The sequence below is a fragment of the Shewanella frigidimarina NCIMB 400 genome (assembly GCF_000014705.1).
In the GTDB taxonomy this organism is placed as follows: Bacteria; Pseudomonadota; Gammaproteobacteria; order Enterobacterales; family Shewanellaceae; genus Shewanella; species Shewanella frigidimarina.
In genome coordinates this window covers 4,073,788-4,089,155 of record NC_008345.1, presented here as the reverse complement: position 1 = coordinate 4,089,155, position 15,368 = coordinate 4,073,788, and the positions used below count along the sequence as shown (strand labels likewise).

The window sequence follows — 15,368 nt, the reverse complement described above, 5'->3', positions numbered from 1 at the left end:
TGTATGTTCAATAAGATTGTAAACCAATATAAAAGTCTATTCGGCTCATCAAGCATCATTCGTATTCACCCTAGTGTAGATAAAGGTATTACACCTTCATCTAATCATTTTTCTGGTGGTGAGTTGAAATGTCACTGTCATAAAAACAAAGTGACGGTACGTATCACCACTCAAACTGCACATAATCATGTTTGCGGGTGCTCAAAATGCTGGAAGCCTGAAGGGGTGGTTTTCTCTCAAGTTGCTGTAGTACCGAGTGAAAACTTAGCAGTCTCAAGCAATGGGACAAAGTTACAAGTAATAGACGAAAATGCGGCAATTAAACGCTTTGCTTGTCAGAAATGTGGCGTGCATATGTATGGCCGTATTGACAATAAAGAACATCCTTTCTTTGGTTTAGACTTCGTTCATACCGAACTTTCAACAGAAAGTGGCTGGGCGGCTCCTGAGTTTGCCGCATTTGTTTCATCAATTATTGAAACAGGCACAGATCCTAAAGATATGGATGTGATTAGAAAGCAGTTGAATAGTTTAGGGCTAGAGCCGTTTGACTGTCTCTCTCCTGCTTTGATGGATGTCATTGCTGGACATATGTTAAAAAGTAAAAAGTAAAAAGTAAAAAGATACAAAAGGCACACTTGAGCCTTTTGTATTGCCTTGTTGAGAAGCTGTCTCTTGATCACATGTCCTTTATCTGTTGTAGCATTAAGATTGCTCCCTCAAGAAGCTGGCTTAATACAAACCAGCCAGCCGACAATTCCTGTTGCTTTGCTATCGTGTCAGCGCCCAAGCTTTGCCAGTGCATAATATGCCCAGTACATTTACATTGAGGGTGGCTCTTTCGGTACAGCCTTATGCTCGGTCTTTGACCCACATCAACTTCAACTCAAGTGGACTGTAATATTGAGCGCAACTTACTGATTTTGCTTTCTTTTTTCTGGCAATCAGCTCTCTCATCTGAAGTAACCTTATTGCTATAAATGCTGTAGTAACAATAATTTTCTCTAGATTATTGCGAGTCTGTAGCCTAACTTGAGTATATACGTTGAGCAAAGCTTTAAAGAACGGTTAAGTTTACTGCTTGATCATGAAATAACTCAGCGAGATCAGCGTAAAATAGACCGCCTAACGAGCCTTGCAAAATTCAGAGTTGGCGGCACACTTGGCCAACTAAACTATGGTGCAGCACGGCAACTTGATAAACCGCAGATCCGTTCATTAGCACAAGGTGAATGGCTTCGCCTTCACCAAAATATCTTGATCACCGGCGCAACGGGTTACGGTAAAACGTATTTAGCTTGCGCGCTTGGTCAAAACCACTGCCAACAAGGGAGCAGCGTTTATTATTTTAGGCTCAAAGATCTATTAGAAAAGATGTTCTTAGCACAAGCCGATGGCAGTTATCGCAAACTGATCAACAAGCTTAGTAGTGCCAGTTTACTGATCTTAGATGATTGGGGATTAGAGCCATTAACGGCGCAGCAACGTAGCGATTTACTGGAATTAATTGATGCAAGATACGATACAAAATCGACCTTAATAGCGAGTCAGTTACCGATAGCCAATTGGTATGAAATGATCGGAAAATCGACGCATGCAGATGCCATTTTAGATCGGCCTGTTCACAGGGCAATAAAGTTGGAATTAAAAGGCGAATCGATGCAAAAAAAACTAAACACCTTGACTGAAGTCGATCACTCAAGCTAGATTTTACGGAAATCTACTGGCGAACAAAAAGTGATCGGCTTAAATGGGTATTGACCGATCGGCATAATGGTATTACGCAATATCAGACAAAAAGAAATGAACATCCAGAACAATGGTCAAAAGAAGAGCGAAACTGGCAGCCCATAGGCGCTGTGGAGTTAAATCCAGAGCAACACAAAGAAGCTGCTTAACAATTTAGGCGACAAATGTCTTGAAAAACACCGTAACCAGAAATCGATTGAAAAATTTTAACTACACTATAGTTATTGGAACTGTTAAAAACATTAATTGAGGAAAACAAGGATGTTGATTGTCAAATTTATTTTATTGTGTTCAATCGTATTTATGCCCACGTTACATGCCGGAGAAACTTGGAAGATAACATCGCTAGAATGGCCTCCTTATGCTGGATCAAAAGTAGAAAATCAGGGACATTCAATTCAGAAATTAAGAAAACTGTTACAAAAGCAAGATATCACTCTTATCGTTGAGTTTTATCCTTGGAAAAGGTCTAAATATTTAGTAGAAACCAATAATGAATATATCGGAATTTTTCCTGCGTGGCCTGAAGATGTATTTGATGGGGCTATAATTTCTCCGGCGGTTGACTGGTCAGAAATCGCCATCTTAAAAATCGCAGACAAAGTCGTTAATTTTGACAGTATTGATGAGTTATTTGAAAAATATTCAGTCGGAATTGTTAGTACATACCATTATCCAAAAATTATTGATAACGCGATTAAAAAATATCCACATAACGTAGAACGTGCGTCGAATGAATTATTGTTGTAAAAAAAACTATTAGCTGGTCGAGGAGATGTGGCGATTACCGATCCTGTAGTCATGCAACATTTGTCTAAACAAGAATGGTCTTCCAAGATAGAAACTGTCTCTATAATTATGGAAAAAGAATTAGTGATAGCTTTTAGAGATGATGAAGAAAATACGCAACGATTAAAGTTGTTAACAAAACTATTGAAAGAAAATGAAGTGTTTTAAACGTTTATTAGCTTATTCGTACACGCTTTACTTACAAACGCATAATTTTCATTGGTAAGCGGTCAATGAACCGGTGAAGCTTATTCTGTTTCACCTAAATCAACGTTCCACGGCAGCAAATCAGACAGTTCATCTGATGGTGCACGCTCTGTCTCTTGATCACAGATTTTGGAGGTCAACGCCATCCTGCAGCATTTCTTTCGCAATAATCAGTTCCTGTACTCGTTCCTGAAGACAATCCCAGCCGATCCACAGTGTTGCCCATCCTACTATACCCGTTCGCTTACTATCGGTAAAACTTTGAGACCTGTTGAATTAATAACAACATGCGCCACAGGACCGACCATGACTCTTTACCCGATACTTGATTTCAACACTCTTAGCTCGCTTACTGATACAGCTGTAACTTGGGGCGTCAGTGGCACATCCATAAACTGGAATACAGAGTTAGTAAAGCCTTCTAGTGCCCGCAGAATTGAAACGGCGAATCCTGCAACAAGTATCCAATGTAAGCGATTTTCTATCTGCCAATTTCTAGGTAAACATGCAGGTAACGCATGGAAACTTAGCTTTTTCTCTGCGCTCATGCACTTGCTCTGATTGCACTCAAAATATCCAGATATTTCTTAAACCTCATACATGAATAAGCCAGTTGGGAGAACCAACTGGCTTATTAAGACCTTCAGTTTATTTTAGGCGACTCCTTTAGTAAGCCTAAGGCCGTTCCCCTACCACAACTTAAGTTGTGGGCGCAGCCAGCTTTGCATGCCGTTGAGTCCCATAAGTAACAAGCCCTTTATCGGGCCATGCAGGGCGAGCATATGCCTGCGATATAAGGAAGCATAGACAAAGCGGGCCGGACATCCTTTAATGGCTATTCCCCCGCCGATAAATGAAAACATATTGCCAACAGTGTAGAACTTAGACATGTTCACAAATCCTCCCAGATCCTTATAAAGATACTCTTTGAGCTCGGCATCCTTATCCTTTAATATGCGGATCAGGTTGTCACCGACCAGCAGTGCCATCTGACGGGCTGTCTGGCCTCGGGCAGGCGTGAAAGAGCCATCCGGCTGTGGGCAGGCGGCACAGTCACCGAAGGAAAAAATACGCTCGTCTGTGGTAGTTTGGCAATTGGCGTAAACCATGAGCTGGTTCATCTTGTTAACTTCGAGTCCCAGGGTGCCCAGAACGTCAGGACCTTTAACTCCCGCCGCCCAAATCATCATATCTGATTTAATGAACAGCCCTTCTTTAGTGTACATTCCCTCAGGCGTTACTTGAGTAACACTAGTATTGGTCATGATGTTCACGCCCAGAGCACGTAGCTGTTTATCGACGGCTCCGTACAGGCACTCCTTCTTCAGACCCGGCATTACGCGATCGGCAGCTTCAATCAGGTTAACCCTCAGCAGATCTTCTGCGATCTCGTAGCCATAACCACTCAGAGTGTCGGCAACATGGTGCATCTCGGCAGCCATCTCAGTGCCTGTTGCGCCAGCCCCTACGATGGTAATATCGAAATGGCCCTGCTCAGGATTCTTGGCATGCTGCAGGAATCTGTTGAGGATTTTCTGACGTATATTCATGGCCTGTTCGGTCAAGTCTAAAAAATCACAGTGTTCGCGGACACCGGGAATACCGAAATCATTGGTGATCGCCCCTATGCCTATCACTAGATAGTCGTAATCAACATGACGCTCGGGGAGAATTTCATTGCCATGCTGATCTTTCATCGCGGCTAGGGTGATATTTCGATTTTCACGGTCGACGCCAGTCAGGGCACCCTGCTCAAAGTTATAACTATTTTGAGCGGCTTGAACGCGATAATCGACGGCATTTAGCCCTTCATCCAGACTACCAGCCGCCAGTTCATGTAAGAGCGGTTTCCAGATATGGTGGCTGCTGATATCTACTAGAGTAATATTGGCTTTGCCACGCTTACCCAGTTTTTTGCTGATCTTACCCAGCAACTCCATACCACCGGCGCCGCCACCGATCACAACAATATTGGTCATTACAAACTCCAAATAAATAGTTAAATTGTCCCGGGCATTTAGCCCCACAGAACCTCTCAGGCTTGCGCCTATTTGTTTTCGTTTCGAATGTAAAAAAACCAAATTCTGAGCATTGCAGCTTTAATTAAGCGGCTCTAGATTGTTCTTTTTTGGCAAGCTGGCTAATCAAGAATTAGATATCGGCATCAGACCAAGTAGCACTTGGGGTAAATCACATTCACTTCGATGGAGTATTATATTCATATACAGGAAAAGTATAATCCGTCTATTCGGCAAATTACTTTTGCTAACGTGTAATAATGTAGGTAATGAAATGCAGGCATGACAATATTAGCTTGGAAAAATGATCGTTAAGTATTTTCTCGCTTCTCGACGTAACCCAAATGCAATGGAATTACTCTTCAGATGAGTGATTTATTATTACCGTGTGGTAAGAGTTAATTACCGTTAAGGGGATTGTTATTGCGGTGTGGGTAGATAAAATTGCTCGCTTAAATATCTTTGAGCTCCGGGTTACTGCGATCTGAATAATCAGTAAGATTATAATCCTCTCCTATGAAGGAAGACTTCCTTGTCTAATTTATACCATACACGTTTGCACAAGCTCGATGATGTGAACAACTACAGCTTACTGACGAATATTCAACGTGGTATAGAAAAAGAGGGGCTGAGAGTCACGCCACTGGCCAAGCTTGCACAAACTAGCCACCCCAAAGCACTTGGCTCTGCGTTAACTCATGGCAGCATCACGACCGATTATTCCGAGGCATTGCTCGAGTTTATCACCCCGGTATTCAAGCAGGTAGATGATTGCATCGACTATCTGGAACTGCTGCATCGTTTTACACAGAGTAATATTGGTGAGGAGTATTTGTGGCCGTCCAGTATGCCCTGTCGTCTAGAGGGGGAAAACAGTATTCCCATCGCCAAATACGGGCATTCGAATTTGGGTCAGATGAAACATATCTACAGGCAGGGATTGGCACATCGGTATGGGCGAATTATGCAGTCGATAGCGGGAGTTCATTATAACTTCTCCATGCCGGAAGCGTTTTGGCCTCTTGCCCAAACCCTTTGGGGTGATCTGGGTGAGTTGCAAGCATTTAGATCGGAGCGCTACTTTGGTCTGATACGCAACTTTCATCGTCACTCCTGGTTGTTAAGTTACCTGTTCGGCGCCTCTCCGGTGCTCGATACTAGTTTTGTAGCCGACAAACCCCATAATTTAAATCTGATTGGCGAGCATACCTTGGGTCTGCCTTTTGCCACCTCATTACGCATGAGCGATCTTGGCTATAAGAGTGAGGCACAGGCTTCGATAAAGGTTAGCCTGAATAATTTAGACACTTATCTCGACAATCTGGATCAGGCTATCCATAAGAGTTACCCGGCTTATGAGCAGATCGGTATCCAAGTTAATGGGGAATATCGCCAACTAAACACCAATATCTTACAAATTGAAAACGAGTACTACAGCGATATTCGTCCAAAATGCGTGATGAGCCCCGGAGAGAAGCCGAATCAAGTGTTAAAAGAGCGTGGCGTCGAATATATCGAAGTGCGCGTTTTGGACATCAACCCTTTCTTACCGCTAGGCATCGATGCACTGCAAATCCGTTTTCTGGATACATTTTTGCTCTTCTGCCTGCTGTCCGACAGCCCCGAGATCACTGCGATCGAAGATGAAGAAATAAAGACTAACCTGCGGCTGGTGATAGAGGAAGGACGAAAGCCTTCATTGATCTTGCAAAACGCTGGGGAGCCGATTGCTTTTCAACAAATGGCTCGGCAACTACTGGATGAGCTTATACCTGTCGCAGAGCTACTGGATAAAGCCCATAAAGTTAGTTCTTTAAATGGAGAATCAGGTGAAACTCAGGAATATCGCGATGCCATTTCGGCTCAACAAGACAAGATATTGCAAAGTTCATTAACGCCATCGGCAAGAATTATGCAGTCGATCACACAGGGGGAAGGCTTTACTAAGCAGATGTTGACTCAGGCGAAACAGCATAAACAGCATCTTAGCCAGCAGGCGTTATCCGAATCTGAGAAAACCCTCTTTCAAAATCTGGCCCGAGAGTCATTGCAAAAGCAGCAAGCGTTAGAGCTAAATGAGGAAAATCCGTTTGAACACTTTCTCAAGACTTACTTTGTGGCGTAAGCCTAAATGAATCCGATGACACGTACTATTTACCTGAGATAAAAATACACATTATGACTATTCGCCTCGGCATAGTGACGGATCCAATCGAATCGATCGATTACAACAAAGACAGTCCACGGGCCATGCTATGGGCAGCTCAAGATAGAGGTTGGCAACTCTTTTATATGAAACAAGCCGATCTCTATTCCCTCAATGGACAGGTCATGGGGCGATGTGGTCCAACCTGTATTCGGGAATGAGATAGTCAGTTCAACCTAGATATAGCAGCTGAACTGATGGGTGTCACCGAGCGTAAAGCTTAATAGTCAATAACTGTCTATGAATGAAGCTTGATAATGAGTTAAGCCTCAATAAGTAAGGCTGATATGCCCTCTAGTTCGCTTGTCGTGTCATAAATTTATGGCTGTGCTATCTGACTTAAATACTATAATAAAGTTCACTGGCACTTCTATCTCTAAAAGATCATGGCTCCAGCACGTTATGTCCGGTTATCCGGCGATATTGTATTGTTGCAACCCTACTGTCGTTAACTAGCGCAGATAGTCATTTCGACCGCACAGATGGCCATCTCAAGACAAATTATCGTCTTAGATTTTAAAGAGGTGGGACCGGAATATGTATGGGCTTCGGCTACTGTGATTATCGCGTTGGGTGTTACCTATTGGCTGGTATCGGCTAAGCGGTCTCATTCATCTGTTGAGTGATTGACTTCAAGCGACTCTAAGTTTGATTAGTTGGTAATGTGTAGAATAATCTGATGACTGGTGGTTGGTCGAGATAATGGCGTTTGGATGACGGTGCAAGATCAAATTGATAGATATATTTACATCACGAATAAATTTTAAAGAGTAGGAGGCTGAATGGCTGGTGGTTGGTCTAAAGACGGCGCCGTACAAGATCAAATAGACAACAGTGTTGAGGATGGCGTCGCCCAAGCCCGGAGTCGATTGCCAGTCGGTCAAAGTCTACTTTTTTGTGAGGAATGTGAATGCCCAATTCCTGAGGATCGTAGAAAAGCCGTTGCAGGTGTTCGACTCTGTGTTGGCTGCCAGAGTGAGTCGGATAAGAGACAAAAAGAGGTAAGCAAGGTTAATCGCCGTGCCAGTAAAGATAGTCAGTTGAGGTAAGTTCTGAATTTCAGAGTCATTGAACATGAGGTTTAGTGCTTACAAGTTAATGTTTGGCTTGTTTGTTGTCGCAAACACCTACTTAGGTCTGCCATTACTTGTTGTAGGGGAGGCAATAATCAATTATTACCATGTGGTAAAAGTAATTTGCATAAAGGTGGGATTATCAATCTCCGGGCGTTAGCTATAATAGTTTCATATTAACCGTGGTTCTTATTCAGATAAGACCGCTATTTAAATATTATCAATTAAGGATATTAAGATGACAGCACAAACAATCAAATCGAAAGCCGCAGTCGCCTGGGCTGTAGGCGAGCCACTATCTATGGAAATAGTAGATGTAATGCCACCACAGAAGGGTGAAGTACGCGTCAAGATGATCGCAACAGGCGTTTGCCATACCGATGCTTTTACGCTTTCTGGCGATGATCCAGAAGGTATATTCCCTTGTATTCTAGGCCACGAAGGTGGCGGGATCGTTGAATCTATCGGTGAAGGTGTCACTAGCGTACAAGTGGGTGATCACGTTATTCCACTTTACACGCCTGAATGTGGCGAATGTAAATTCTGTAAGTCTGGCAAGACTAACCTGTGTCAGAAAATTCGTGCCACTCAAGGTAAAGGGTTAATGCCTGACGGTACCACTCGCTTCTCTAAAGATGGCGTAGATATCTTCCATTATATGGGCTGCTCAACGTTTTCTGAATATACCGTGTTGCCTGAAATTTCACTGGCGAAAGTGAACCCTGCAGCACCACTTGAAGAAGTGTGTTTATTGGGTTGTGGTGTCACAACCGGTATGGGCGCAGTAATGAATACCGCCAAGGTTGAAGAAGGCGCCACGGTCGCTATCTTCGGTATGGGCGGTATCGGTCTATCGGCCGTTATCGGCGCGACAATGGCTAAAGCGTCTCGCATTATCGTTATCGATATTAACGAAAGTAAATTTGAGTTAGCCGGTAAACTGGGTGCTACGGACTTTATTAACCCGAAAGACTACGACAAGCCAATTCAAGACGTGATTGTTGAGTTGACCGACGGCGGCGTCGATTACTCGTTTGAGTGTATCGGTAACGTTAATGTGATGCGCTCTGCACTTGAGTGCTGCCATAAAGGTTGGGGTGAGTCAGTGGTTATTGGTGTTGCGGGTGCAGGCCAAGAGATCTCTACCCGTCCATTCCAGTTAGTCACGGGTCGGGTATGGAAAGGCAGTGCATTTGGTGGTGTTAAAGGCCGCTCTGAACTACCAGAATATGTCGAACGTTACCTAGCGGGTGAGTTTAAGTTGAGTGACTTCATCACTCACACCATGAGTCTTGAGCAGGTCAATGATGCGTTTGATCTTATGCACGAAGGTAAGAGTATCCGTACTGTTATTCATTTTGATAAGTAATACTCATCGATAAGATATTCATCCTGCTGTTTCGACTTAGTCAGTGGTATCACTAATTAAGTCGGAGCGATTAAGGAGGCTCAAGCGTGACAATTGAAAATATGAGTGTAAATAAGAGTTTTGGTGGTTGGCATAAACAGTATAGTCATCAATCTCAAACGTTAAATTGTGAGATGCGATTTGCTATCTATCTGCCACCACAAGCATCAAGTGGTAAGAAGGTCCCAGTTCTGTACTGGCTTTCAGGTTTGACTTGTACCGATGAAAACTTTATGCAGAAAGCTGGGGCACAAGCACTGGCTGCAGAGCTTGGTATTGCTATCGTCGCGCCGGACACCAGCCCCAGAGGCGAGAATGTCGCCGATGATGAAGGCTACGATCTTGGTAAAGGCGCGGGCTTTTATGTCAATGCGACGCAGGCACCGTGGAATCGCCATTACCGTATGTACGATTACGTCGTCGATGAACTGCCAAAACTGATTGAATCTATGTTCCCTGTCAGTGATAAACGTTCTATTGCGGGCCACTCAATGGGCGGGCATGGTGCGTTAGTTATCGCGCTGCGTAACGCTGATGCATACCAGTCAGTATCGGCCTTTAGCCCGATCAGTAACCCGATTAATTGTCCTTGGGGCAAGAAGGCGTTGACTGCCTATTTAGGCCGCGATTCGGCGACATGGATGGAATATGATGCCAGCGTCTTGATGCGCCAGGCGACCCAATTTGTACCGGCTCTGGTAGACCAAGGTGACGCCGATAACTTTCTTGTCGAGCAGTTGAAGCCCGAAGTGCTCGAAGCTGCAGCTAAGGTTAAGGGTTACCCTCTAGAGCTTAATTATCGTGAAGGTTATGATCATAGCTACTATTTCATCTCCAGCTTTATCGAAAACCATCTGCGTTTTCATGCCGAGCATCTGGGAAAGTAATTAAACTTAAACCAGTAACTTATTTTAACTAATAAGATCTGACTGAAAAGGTGTTGTCATTTGTGGCGACACCTTTTTTATTTTGGGCTACCTATCTTTATTACGAATGGGTAAAAGTGATTTGTTATTTAACCCGATTATCATCTGAGTAAATATCAATATAATAGCCGCAACAAATCATTATTTCGATCAAAGCAGCGGACTTATTCTGCCGAACATTTTAAATTTAAGGCTTATATTATGAGTTGGATCTTTCTATTACTGGGTGTCATGGCTGAAGCCTTATCTCATGTGGCGCTTAAGGCGACCGATGGTTTCACGCGACCACTCCCTGCTGTCATGGTGATTTTGGGGCATTTGACGGCTTTTATTTTCTTAGGCCAGGCGATGAAGGGAATGCCTGTCGGTGTCGTACATGCGCTCTGGGCTGGAATGGCTATTGTTACAGTGACACTTCTGTCTGCACTCTTCTATCGTCAGCATCTGGACATGACAGCTTGGATTGGTATGCTGTTGGTTGCCCTTGGTGTGGTAATGATCAACCTATCTCAGGGGCATAGCCACTAATCCATGTTTTATTTTTCTCCTTGCTCTAATTACAATATCTGCCATGTATTTACTTCTTCGTTAGTCAGTTAAAAGTTTGAGATGAGTAAAGATATACAAACTTCAATTGTAAATGACATGGTAATCGGCTATCAACTCATTATTTGATTTGATTTTTATAATAAGGTGGACACTTCATAAAGTTATGTAAATAGCATCACTCTTCCATTTTATATTCAAACTCCTCTATTAATGCTAATTTTCCTGTTCAGGTAATTTTTATATCAGGCGAGCTTTGCTGATGCATTATTTTTACAGAAAATAATTTATAGATACATCGAGTTCATCGTCTAAGCGCTGTAAAGTACTTATATTTGGGGTGTGACGACCTTTTTCGTAATGATTCATATGGCCACTCGCAGAGCCGATTATCTCTCGTCTTAGTCATTATTACCGCCATCACGTCACAAACGGCTTCATGGATATGGGTTAGCGTATCTCAACAACTTGGTTACCGGAAGTAGGCAAGCCTTGAGTACGTCATATTAGTTATGCTACGGCTTATCAGGATTTGCTCTGTCCATGAAGATTTCTTGGATAGAACGTATTGGGGCAAAGACGTGTTTCAAGCTGGCCTAGTGAATGACCGTAAATTGCACAGAATGACTAAATCTCTACTACGTTCTGCCCCTGATAATGTTAAAATCGCCGCATCAGAATTATCGAGAAACTCAATGTTTATCCATCATATTAACGGCATCGACTGGCTAGTGATCACAGCTTTTGAAGAACTGAAAACTATGTTTATCGAAGAAGCCGGTACGATACCCTCTTGCTTCTCTACCGCCAGCGAATTGAACCTGGTTGATCAAGCAAAGCGAACTTATAGATATTTGCCTACTCTCAGCGGCGTAATCACCGATATCGGCACATATCAAAGACAGGGTAACGAAGAAGATTTGAACCCACAGCTTGCCTGCTTAGTTGAGCGGCATGGTCGGGTATTTATCTATCACGGCGGCTTTGTAGCTTTTGTGGATGACGAGCAAACCTTTATTACCCGAATAGACTGAAAATTATTCAGTAAGTTGAAATCGGCGAATTGGCATCCCTAGCAAGGAATGGGGCAAACCGAAGTTAATAGAATTTGTGATGTTTGGGAGGAAACCGTTATGATTGAAGTGCATGGAAATAGATACGCTGAGTTCGTTGAGCTGAGTGCTTGATTTGGATATGACTCTCAGGAGGATGGTAATATTTATCACTTCGACTTATGTGAAAAGTTTTTTAAAACAGCCGCTTTTGCTCTAAAAGAACATAAAACTACCAAATAACTCCTTTGGTTTTCCTTCAACTTAACCCGTAGTTCTAGAGGTTTGCACAGTGGATATTAAAAAAATTAAGTTTCTTGCTAAGGAATTACAAAACGCTTTACCGTTTGGTCGCGAGGGGATTGTTACTCCCAAAGAGTACGCCCATGCACTTGCTATAGCTGACGAACTGACAGACGACTACAAAGACAGCTATGCGATTTTGCTCGATGTGTTGTGGCCTCCCATTCAGCGTTATGAGGGTACAGCGCCCGAATTTATTGAATTTAACGAGCGATTTGCTAGATCAGAGGCAGAAAATAAGAAAAGGCAAGTTGAGTTGATCAAATCAAGATTAAACCAACCTGAAATCGACGTTGATATCGATGGCCTATAGTGCTTGCATAATTTTCATTATGCTCAACCATAAGCCTTTATATTTACGATGCTTTGCTCCCCATTATCAATTACTTTGGATCGCTTGTAACTCACAATGGGGCAAAAATGCGTTAATCAGTGTGATTAATCGTGAAATATTTCAAATTATTATCACGATAAAAAGTGCGTTCAACAACAAATCAGTACCTAAAATCACTATGCCACAATTAGAGTAAAAACTTCCATAATGACAACTATTGTAAATTTAATACATTACACAAATTGTTTTTTAAACTAAGGCAGCAGTTCCCTGACATCACACCCCAAAACCTCTGCTAACTGATAGGCTTTTTCGAGGGTGATATTGACTTCACCGCGCTCGATTCGTCCTGCATAACTGCGGTCAATCTCTGCTAGTAATGCCAATTTATCCTGAGAAATGCCTAGTGTTTTGCGCTTATCGCGCAATTTTGCTCCAAATTGGATAGCTAAGTCTTTCATTTTTCATCTCGTTAAAGATAAAGACTATCCAAAGTTGCGGCTTATAAAGCCACGGATTATAATCCGTATTTAGTTTAAAGCTCATTACAAAGAGCTTAAGACAGTGAACCACTACCTCTTGCGAGAAAGTAATGTCGAAAATTTCAATGAAAATATGCACAAGGTTGCATACTATTCTCCAGGATGAGAGCTTTAACAATTTCCGTGTATCTCAATTACGTGATGCATATTTAGCTATATCTCCTACTAATAAGGATTCTGTAGAGGTTCGCAAGTATGTGTACAGACAAATTCTGAGACTAGTTAAGAAAGGTCTATTGTTAAAAAAAGGAGCGAAAAACTCTAAAAGAGTTACGTATCAGAAGTCGGATTTGTTTCATGAAGCGAGTTTTATCACTGAAATAACTGAAAGAAAGGTTAATAAACCCGAGTTGATTAATGCAAGTGCTCGTCTCGCTGTCCAGCAGCTTGAAAAGCGTCTTAAAGAATCTGAGGTTGATTTACTCACTAGCATTGGCGAGTCAGAAGAGTATATGCGGTTGTATCAATCCTTCCCTGAGATGAAAGCGCACCTTGAATCCCAGTATTTACAAGCCCGTGAAAACAGCTCGAAACTACTCGGCCAAATCAAAGCGATTAAGTCTGTTCTCGCTCATCAGCAAAAGTAACCTTAATGCATCTAAGACAATGGCAATCAGAGTGCGTCAATCGCGCTCTAGAGCACTTTAGTGCCAAACATAAACACTTCCTTTGTTTGGCAACTCCAGGCGCTGGTAAAACGATTATGGCTTCAGAAGTCGCTGTTCAGCTGCTTGAGCAAGACCTTATCGATTTTGTACTTTGCTTTTCACCTTCGATAAATATATCGCAGGGTATCAAGCAAACTTTCTCGAAACGGCTGGAATGTCGTTTCGATGGCGTCATAGGTGCCGTTGGTTGCTCTTATACATATCAAAGCATGCTGTCTTTCAAAGAGGATTTCTGGCAACTGTTAAAACAAAATCGGGTACTCGTGATATTTGACGAGATCCACCATTGCTCAGGCAGCTCTCTTGAAGATGCTAACGCCTGGGGGGAAGAGATCTTATTGAATATTCAAAGCCAAGCCGAATACACTTTAGCGTTAACTGGCACTCCGTGGCGCTCAGATCAAGCACCGATAGCTTTATCTCGTTATACAGACCCAGACAATCAGATACAGTGTGATTATATCTACGGTTTAAGGGAAGCTGTTGCTGATGGTGTATGCCGAAGCCCAAAGATTGTATTGATCGATAATGAAAAAATTTCTGTTACTGACGAAGAAAATGAAACTAAGACGTTTAATTGCCTGGATGCTCTATTCAAAGGCTCATTAGTTTCTTACCAATCGGTCATCAAAAATGATGTTGCCATTAGACATGCCTTAACGCTGGCGACTAACAAGCTCGACGACATAAGACTGCACAACCCTAATGCTGCTGGACTAGTAGTTGCATCATCGATAGAGCATGCTGCATACATTCTGAATATGCTCAGAAATGAATATGCACAAACCGCTGAAATAGTTACTTATAAAGAAGACCTGCCTTCACTTAAAATCAACGAATTCAGGAATAGCACAACGAACTGGATAGTCAGTGTAGGCATGATTAGCGAGGGCACCGACATTCCACGTTTGCAGGTGTGTTGTCACCTTAGCAGGGTTAAAACCGAACTCTACTTCAGGCAAGTATTAGGCAGAATTTTAAGAGTCGACAAGGCTACGAACCAAGATGCTTGGCTGTACACCTTTGCAGCACCAAAGCTTGTCGAGTTTGCAAATCGTATAGCTGAAGAGATTCCAGATGTGCCAGTTGTATTCAGGGAGTCTGATACTGTTACGGTCTCCGTTAAGCTGGGGGGAAGTGAAATAATAAGAGCAAGTTCCCCATCTCAAGATAGTCATACAGTTAGGTTTAGTACTCCACACATAACAGCACCAAAACACCCGTTAATAGCCGGTTCGAACAATCAAAATCTATCTTGGCCGACGTCACCATCTTTTGAGATTCTAGGTGGCTTTAGAGAAAAGGTAGTATCTACTTTTAACTCCCCTTTTTGATGCTGAAATCTTATTTATGGTGTCACCACTTTTAATAGCAGGCTTGGTTTATGTGAGGGATGCTAGAATATTCTTTTGATTAAGAGAAAGCTATGTAACTCTCCCATAAAATCAGAAGTTTAGGAACAATACCTATGAGCATCTAAACCAATCAGTTAGCAATTTTAATTGTTTTTCATTTATTTTTAAGTGAGCTCAATTTTTTAATATATT

The 15,368-nt window shown here is 42.4% G+C and carries 17 protein-coding genes and 3 pseudogenes; 16 read left to right on the top strand and 4 right to left on the bottom strand.

Features of this window, described 5'->3' with window-relative positions; genetic code table 11:
• The first annotated feature begins 3 nt into the window (after positions 1 to 3).
• The 5 genes and pseudogenes from gfa (at position 4) to SFRI_RS17685 (ending at position 2,706) form a co-directional block, all read left to right on the top strand.
• Positions 4 to 612: an S-(hydroxymethyl)glutathione synthase gene (gene gfa / locus SFRI_RS17700; protein ID WP_011638867.1), complete on the top strand. Its 609-nt coding sequence runs from the start codon at positions 4 to 6 to the stop codon at positions 610 to 612.
• A gap of 414 nt (positions 613 to 1,026) precedes the next feature.
• Positions 1,027 to 1,707 (top strand): annotated as a pseudogene (istB, locus tag SFRI_RS17695) (IS21-like element helper ATPase IstB); the annotation flags it as partial.
• Between the two features lie 11 nt (positions 1,708 to 1,718).
• Positions 1,719 to 1,898 (top strand): annotated as a pseudogene (locus SFRI_RS21905) (IS3 family transposase); the annotation flags it as partial.
• A gap of 112 nt (positions 1,899 to 2,010) precedes the next feature.
• Positions 2,011 to 2,499: a hypothetical protein gene (locus tag SFRI_RS17690; protein ID WP_011638865.1), complete on the top strand. Its 489-nt coding sequence runs from the start codon at positions 2,011 to 2,013 to the stop codon at positions 2,497 to 2,499.
• 27 nt (positions 2,500 to 2,526) lie between these two features.
• Positions 2,527 to 2,706 carry a hypothetical protein gene (locus SFRI_RS17685; protein ID WP_041413214.1) on the top strand — a complete coding sequence of 60 codons (180 nt, stop codon included), beginning with the start codon at positions 2,527 to 2,529 and terminating at the stop codon, positions 2,704 to 2,706.
• Positions 2,707 to 3,002: 296 nt separating this feature from the next.
• Here the strand turns inward: SFRI_RS17685 and SFRI_RS21790 are convergent.
• Positions 3,003 to 3,179: pseudogene (locus SFRI_RS21790) on the bottom strand (transposase); the annotation flags it as partial.
• 255 nt (positions 3,180 to 3,434) lie between these two features.
• A complete protein-coding gene (locus SFRI_RS17675) occupies positions 3,435 to 4,724 on the bottom strand; it encodes an NAD(P)/FAD-dependent oxidoreductase (protein ID WP_011638864.1) in 1,290 nt (429 codons plus the stop codon).
• A 571-nt stretch (positions 4,725 to 5,295) separates the two neighbouring features.
• On the opposite strand from SFRI_RS17675, the gene gshA reads away from it, so the two are divergent.
• From gshA to SFRI_RS17650, 7 genes are all read left to right on the top strand, one after another.
• The gene (gene gshA / locus SFRI_RS17670; protein ID WP_011638863.1) at positions 5,296 to 6,888 is read left to right on the top strand and encodes a glutamate--cysteine ligase; all 1,593 of its coding nucleotides are present in this window, start codon (positions 5,296 to 5,298) and stop codon (positions 6,886 to 6,888) included.
• Positions 6,889 to 6,941: 53 nt separating this feature from the next.
• On the top strand, positions 6,942 to 7,130 hold the full coding sequence (locus SFRI_RS21340; RefSeq protein WP_011638862.1) for a glutathione synthetase: 189 nt from the start codon (positions 6,942 to 6,944) through the stop codon (positions 7,128 to 7,130).
• 300 nt (positions 7,131 to 7,430) lie between these two features.
• Positions 7,431 to 7,595 carry a phosphate-starvation-inducible PsiE family protein gene (locus tag SFRI_RS21335; RefSeq protein ID WP_341853339.1) on the top strand — a complete coding sequence of 55 codons (165 nt, stop codon included), beginning with the start codon at positions 7,431 to 7,433 and terminating at the stop codon, positions 7,593 to 7,595.
• Between the two features lie 156 nt (positions 7,596 to 7,751).
• Positions 7,752 to 8,018, top strand: coding sequence for a DksA/TraR family C4-type zinc finger protein (locus SFRI_RS17665; RefSeq protein WP_011638861.1), 267 nt, complete (start codon positions 7,752 to 7,754; stop codon positions 8,016 to 8,018).
• A gap of 262 nt (positions 8,019 to 8,280) precedes the next feature.
• The gene (locus tag SFRI_RS17660) at positions 8,281 to 9,411 is read left to right on the top strand and encodes an S-(hydroxymethyl)glutathione dehydrogenase/class III alcohol dehydrogenase (RefSeq protein ID WP_011638860.1); all 1,131 of its coding nucleotides are present in this window, start codon (positions 8,281 to 8,283) and stop codon (positions 9,409 to 9,411) included.
• 86 nt (positions 9,412 to 9,497) lie between these two features.
• Positions 9,498 to 10,337 (top strand): S-formylglutathione hydrolase, encoded by an 840-nt coding sequence (gene fghA / locus SFRI_RS17655; RefSeq protein WP_011638859.1) that lies wholly within the window; start codon positions 9,498 to 9,500, stop codon positions 10,335 to 10,337.
• Between the two features lie 240 nt (positions 10,338 to 10,577).
• Entirely contained in the window at positions 10,578 to 10,904 is a 327-nt protein-coding gene (locus SFRI_RS17650; protein ID WP_011638858.1) for a DMT family transporter, read from the top strand.
• A gap of 291 nt (positions 10,905 to 11,195) precedes the next feature.
• Here SFRI_RS17650 and SFRI_RS21785 read toward each other — a convergent pair whose 3' ends face one another.
• Positions 11,196 to 11,291, bottom strand: coding sequence for a helix-turn-helix domain-containing protein (locus SFRI_RS21785; protein ID WP_341853332.1), 96 nt, complete (start codon positions 11,289 to 11,291; stop codon positions 11,196 to 11,198).
• A gap of 326 nt (positions 11,292 to 11,617) precedes the next feature.
• On the opposite strand from SFRI_RS21785, the gene SFRI_RS17645 reads away from it, so the two are divergent.
• Entirely contained in the window at positions 11,618 to 11,956 is a 339-nt protein-coding gene (locus tag SFRI_RS17645; protein ID WP_041413737.1) for a hypothetical protein, read from the top strand.
• 310 nt (positions 11,957 to 12,266) lie between these two features.
• The gene (locus SFRI_RS17640) at positions 12,267 to 12,590 is read left to right on the top strand and encodes a hypothetical protein (RefSeq protein ID WP_011638856.1); all 324 of its coding nucleotides are present in this window, start codon (positions 12,267 to 12,269) and stop codon (positions 12,588 to 12,590) included.
• Positions 12,591 to 12,865: 275 nt separating this feature from the next.
• Here the strand turns inward: SFRI_RS17640 and SFRI_RS17630 are convergent, their stop codons facing one another.
• A complete protein-coding gene (locus SFRI_RS17630) occupies positions 12,866 to 13,072 on the bottom strand; it encodes a helix-turn-helix domain-containing protein (RefSeq protein WP_011638855.1) in 207 nt (68 codons plus the stop codon).
• A 131-nt stretch (positions 13,073 to 13,203) separates the two neighbouring features.
• Between SFRI_RS17630 and SFRI_RS17625 the strand changes: the two genes are divergently transcribed.
• On the top strand, positions 13,204 to 13,740 hold the full coding sequence (locus SFRI_RS17625; RefSeq protein WP_011638854.1) for a hypothetical protein: 537 nt from the start codon (positions 13,204 to 13,206) through the stop codon (positions 13,738 to 13,740).
• Between the two features lie 5 nt (positions 13,741 to 13,745).
• The gene (locus SFRI_RS17620) at positions 13,746 to 15,155 is read left to right on the top strand and encodes a DEAD/DEAH box helicase (RefSeq protein ID WP_011638853.1); all 1,410 of its coding nucleotides are present in this window, start codon (positions 13,746 to 13,748) and stop codon (positions 15,153 to 15,155) included.
• Positions 15,156 to 15,368: the final 213 nt, after the last annotated feature.

What these genes read in the sequence shown, in the direction of transcription:
- gfa (WP_011638867.1), top strand. Translation starts at nt 4, where the DNA reads ATGTTCAATAAGATTGTAAACCAATATAAAAGTCTATTCGGCTCATCA.
- SFRI_RS17690 (WP_011638865.1), top strand. Translation starts at nt 2,011, where the DNA reads ATGTTGATTGTCAAATTTATTTTATTGTGTTCAATCGTATTTATGCCC.
- SFRI_RS17675 (WP_011638864.1), bottom strand. Translation starts at nt 4,724, where the DNA reads ATGACCAATATTGTTGTGATCGGTGGCGGCGCCGGTGGTATGGAGTTG.
- SFRI_RS21340 (WP_011638862.1), top strand. Translation starts at nt 6,942, where the DNA reads ATGACTATTCGCCTCGGCATAGTGACGGATCCAATCGAATCGATCGAT.
- SFRI_RS17665 (WP_011638861.1), top strand. Translation starts at nt 7,752, where the DNA reads ATGGCTGGTGGTTGGTCTAAAGACGGCGCCGTACAAGATCAAATAGAC.
- SFRI_RS17660 (WP_011638860.1), top strand. Translation starts at nt 8,281, where the DNA reads ATGACAGCACAAACAATCAAATCGAAAGCCGCAGTCGCCTGGGCTGTA.
- SFRI_RS17650 (WP_011638858.1), top strand. Translation starts at nt 10,578, where the DNA reads ATGAGTTGGATCTTTCTATTACTGGGTGTCATGGCTGAAGCCTTATCT.
- SFRI_RS21785 (WP_341853332.1), bottom strand. Translation starts at nt 11,291, where the DNA reads ATGAATCATTACGAAAAAGGTCGTCACACCCCAAATATAAGTACTTTA.
- SFRI_RS17645 (WP_041413737.1), top strand. Translation starts at nt 11,618, where the DNA reads ATGTTTATCCATCATATTAACGGCATCGACTGGCTAGTGATCACAGCT.
- SFRI_RS17630 (WP_011638855.1), bottom strand. Translation starts at nt 13,072, where the DNA reads ATGAAAGACTTAGCTATCCAATTTGGAGCAAAATTGCGCGATAAGCGC.
- SFRI_RS17625 (WP_011638854.1), top strand. Translation starts at nt 13,204, where the DNA reads ATGTCGAAAATTTCAATGAAAATATGCACAAGGTTGCATACTATTCTC.
- SFRI_RS17620 (WP_011638853.1), top strand. Translation starts at nt 13,746, where the DNA reads ATGCATCTAAGACAATGGCAATCAGAGTGCGTCAATCGCGCTCTAGAG.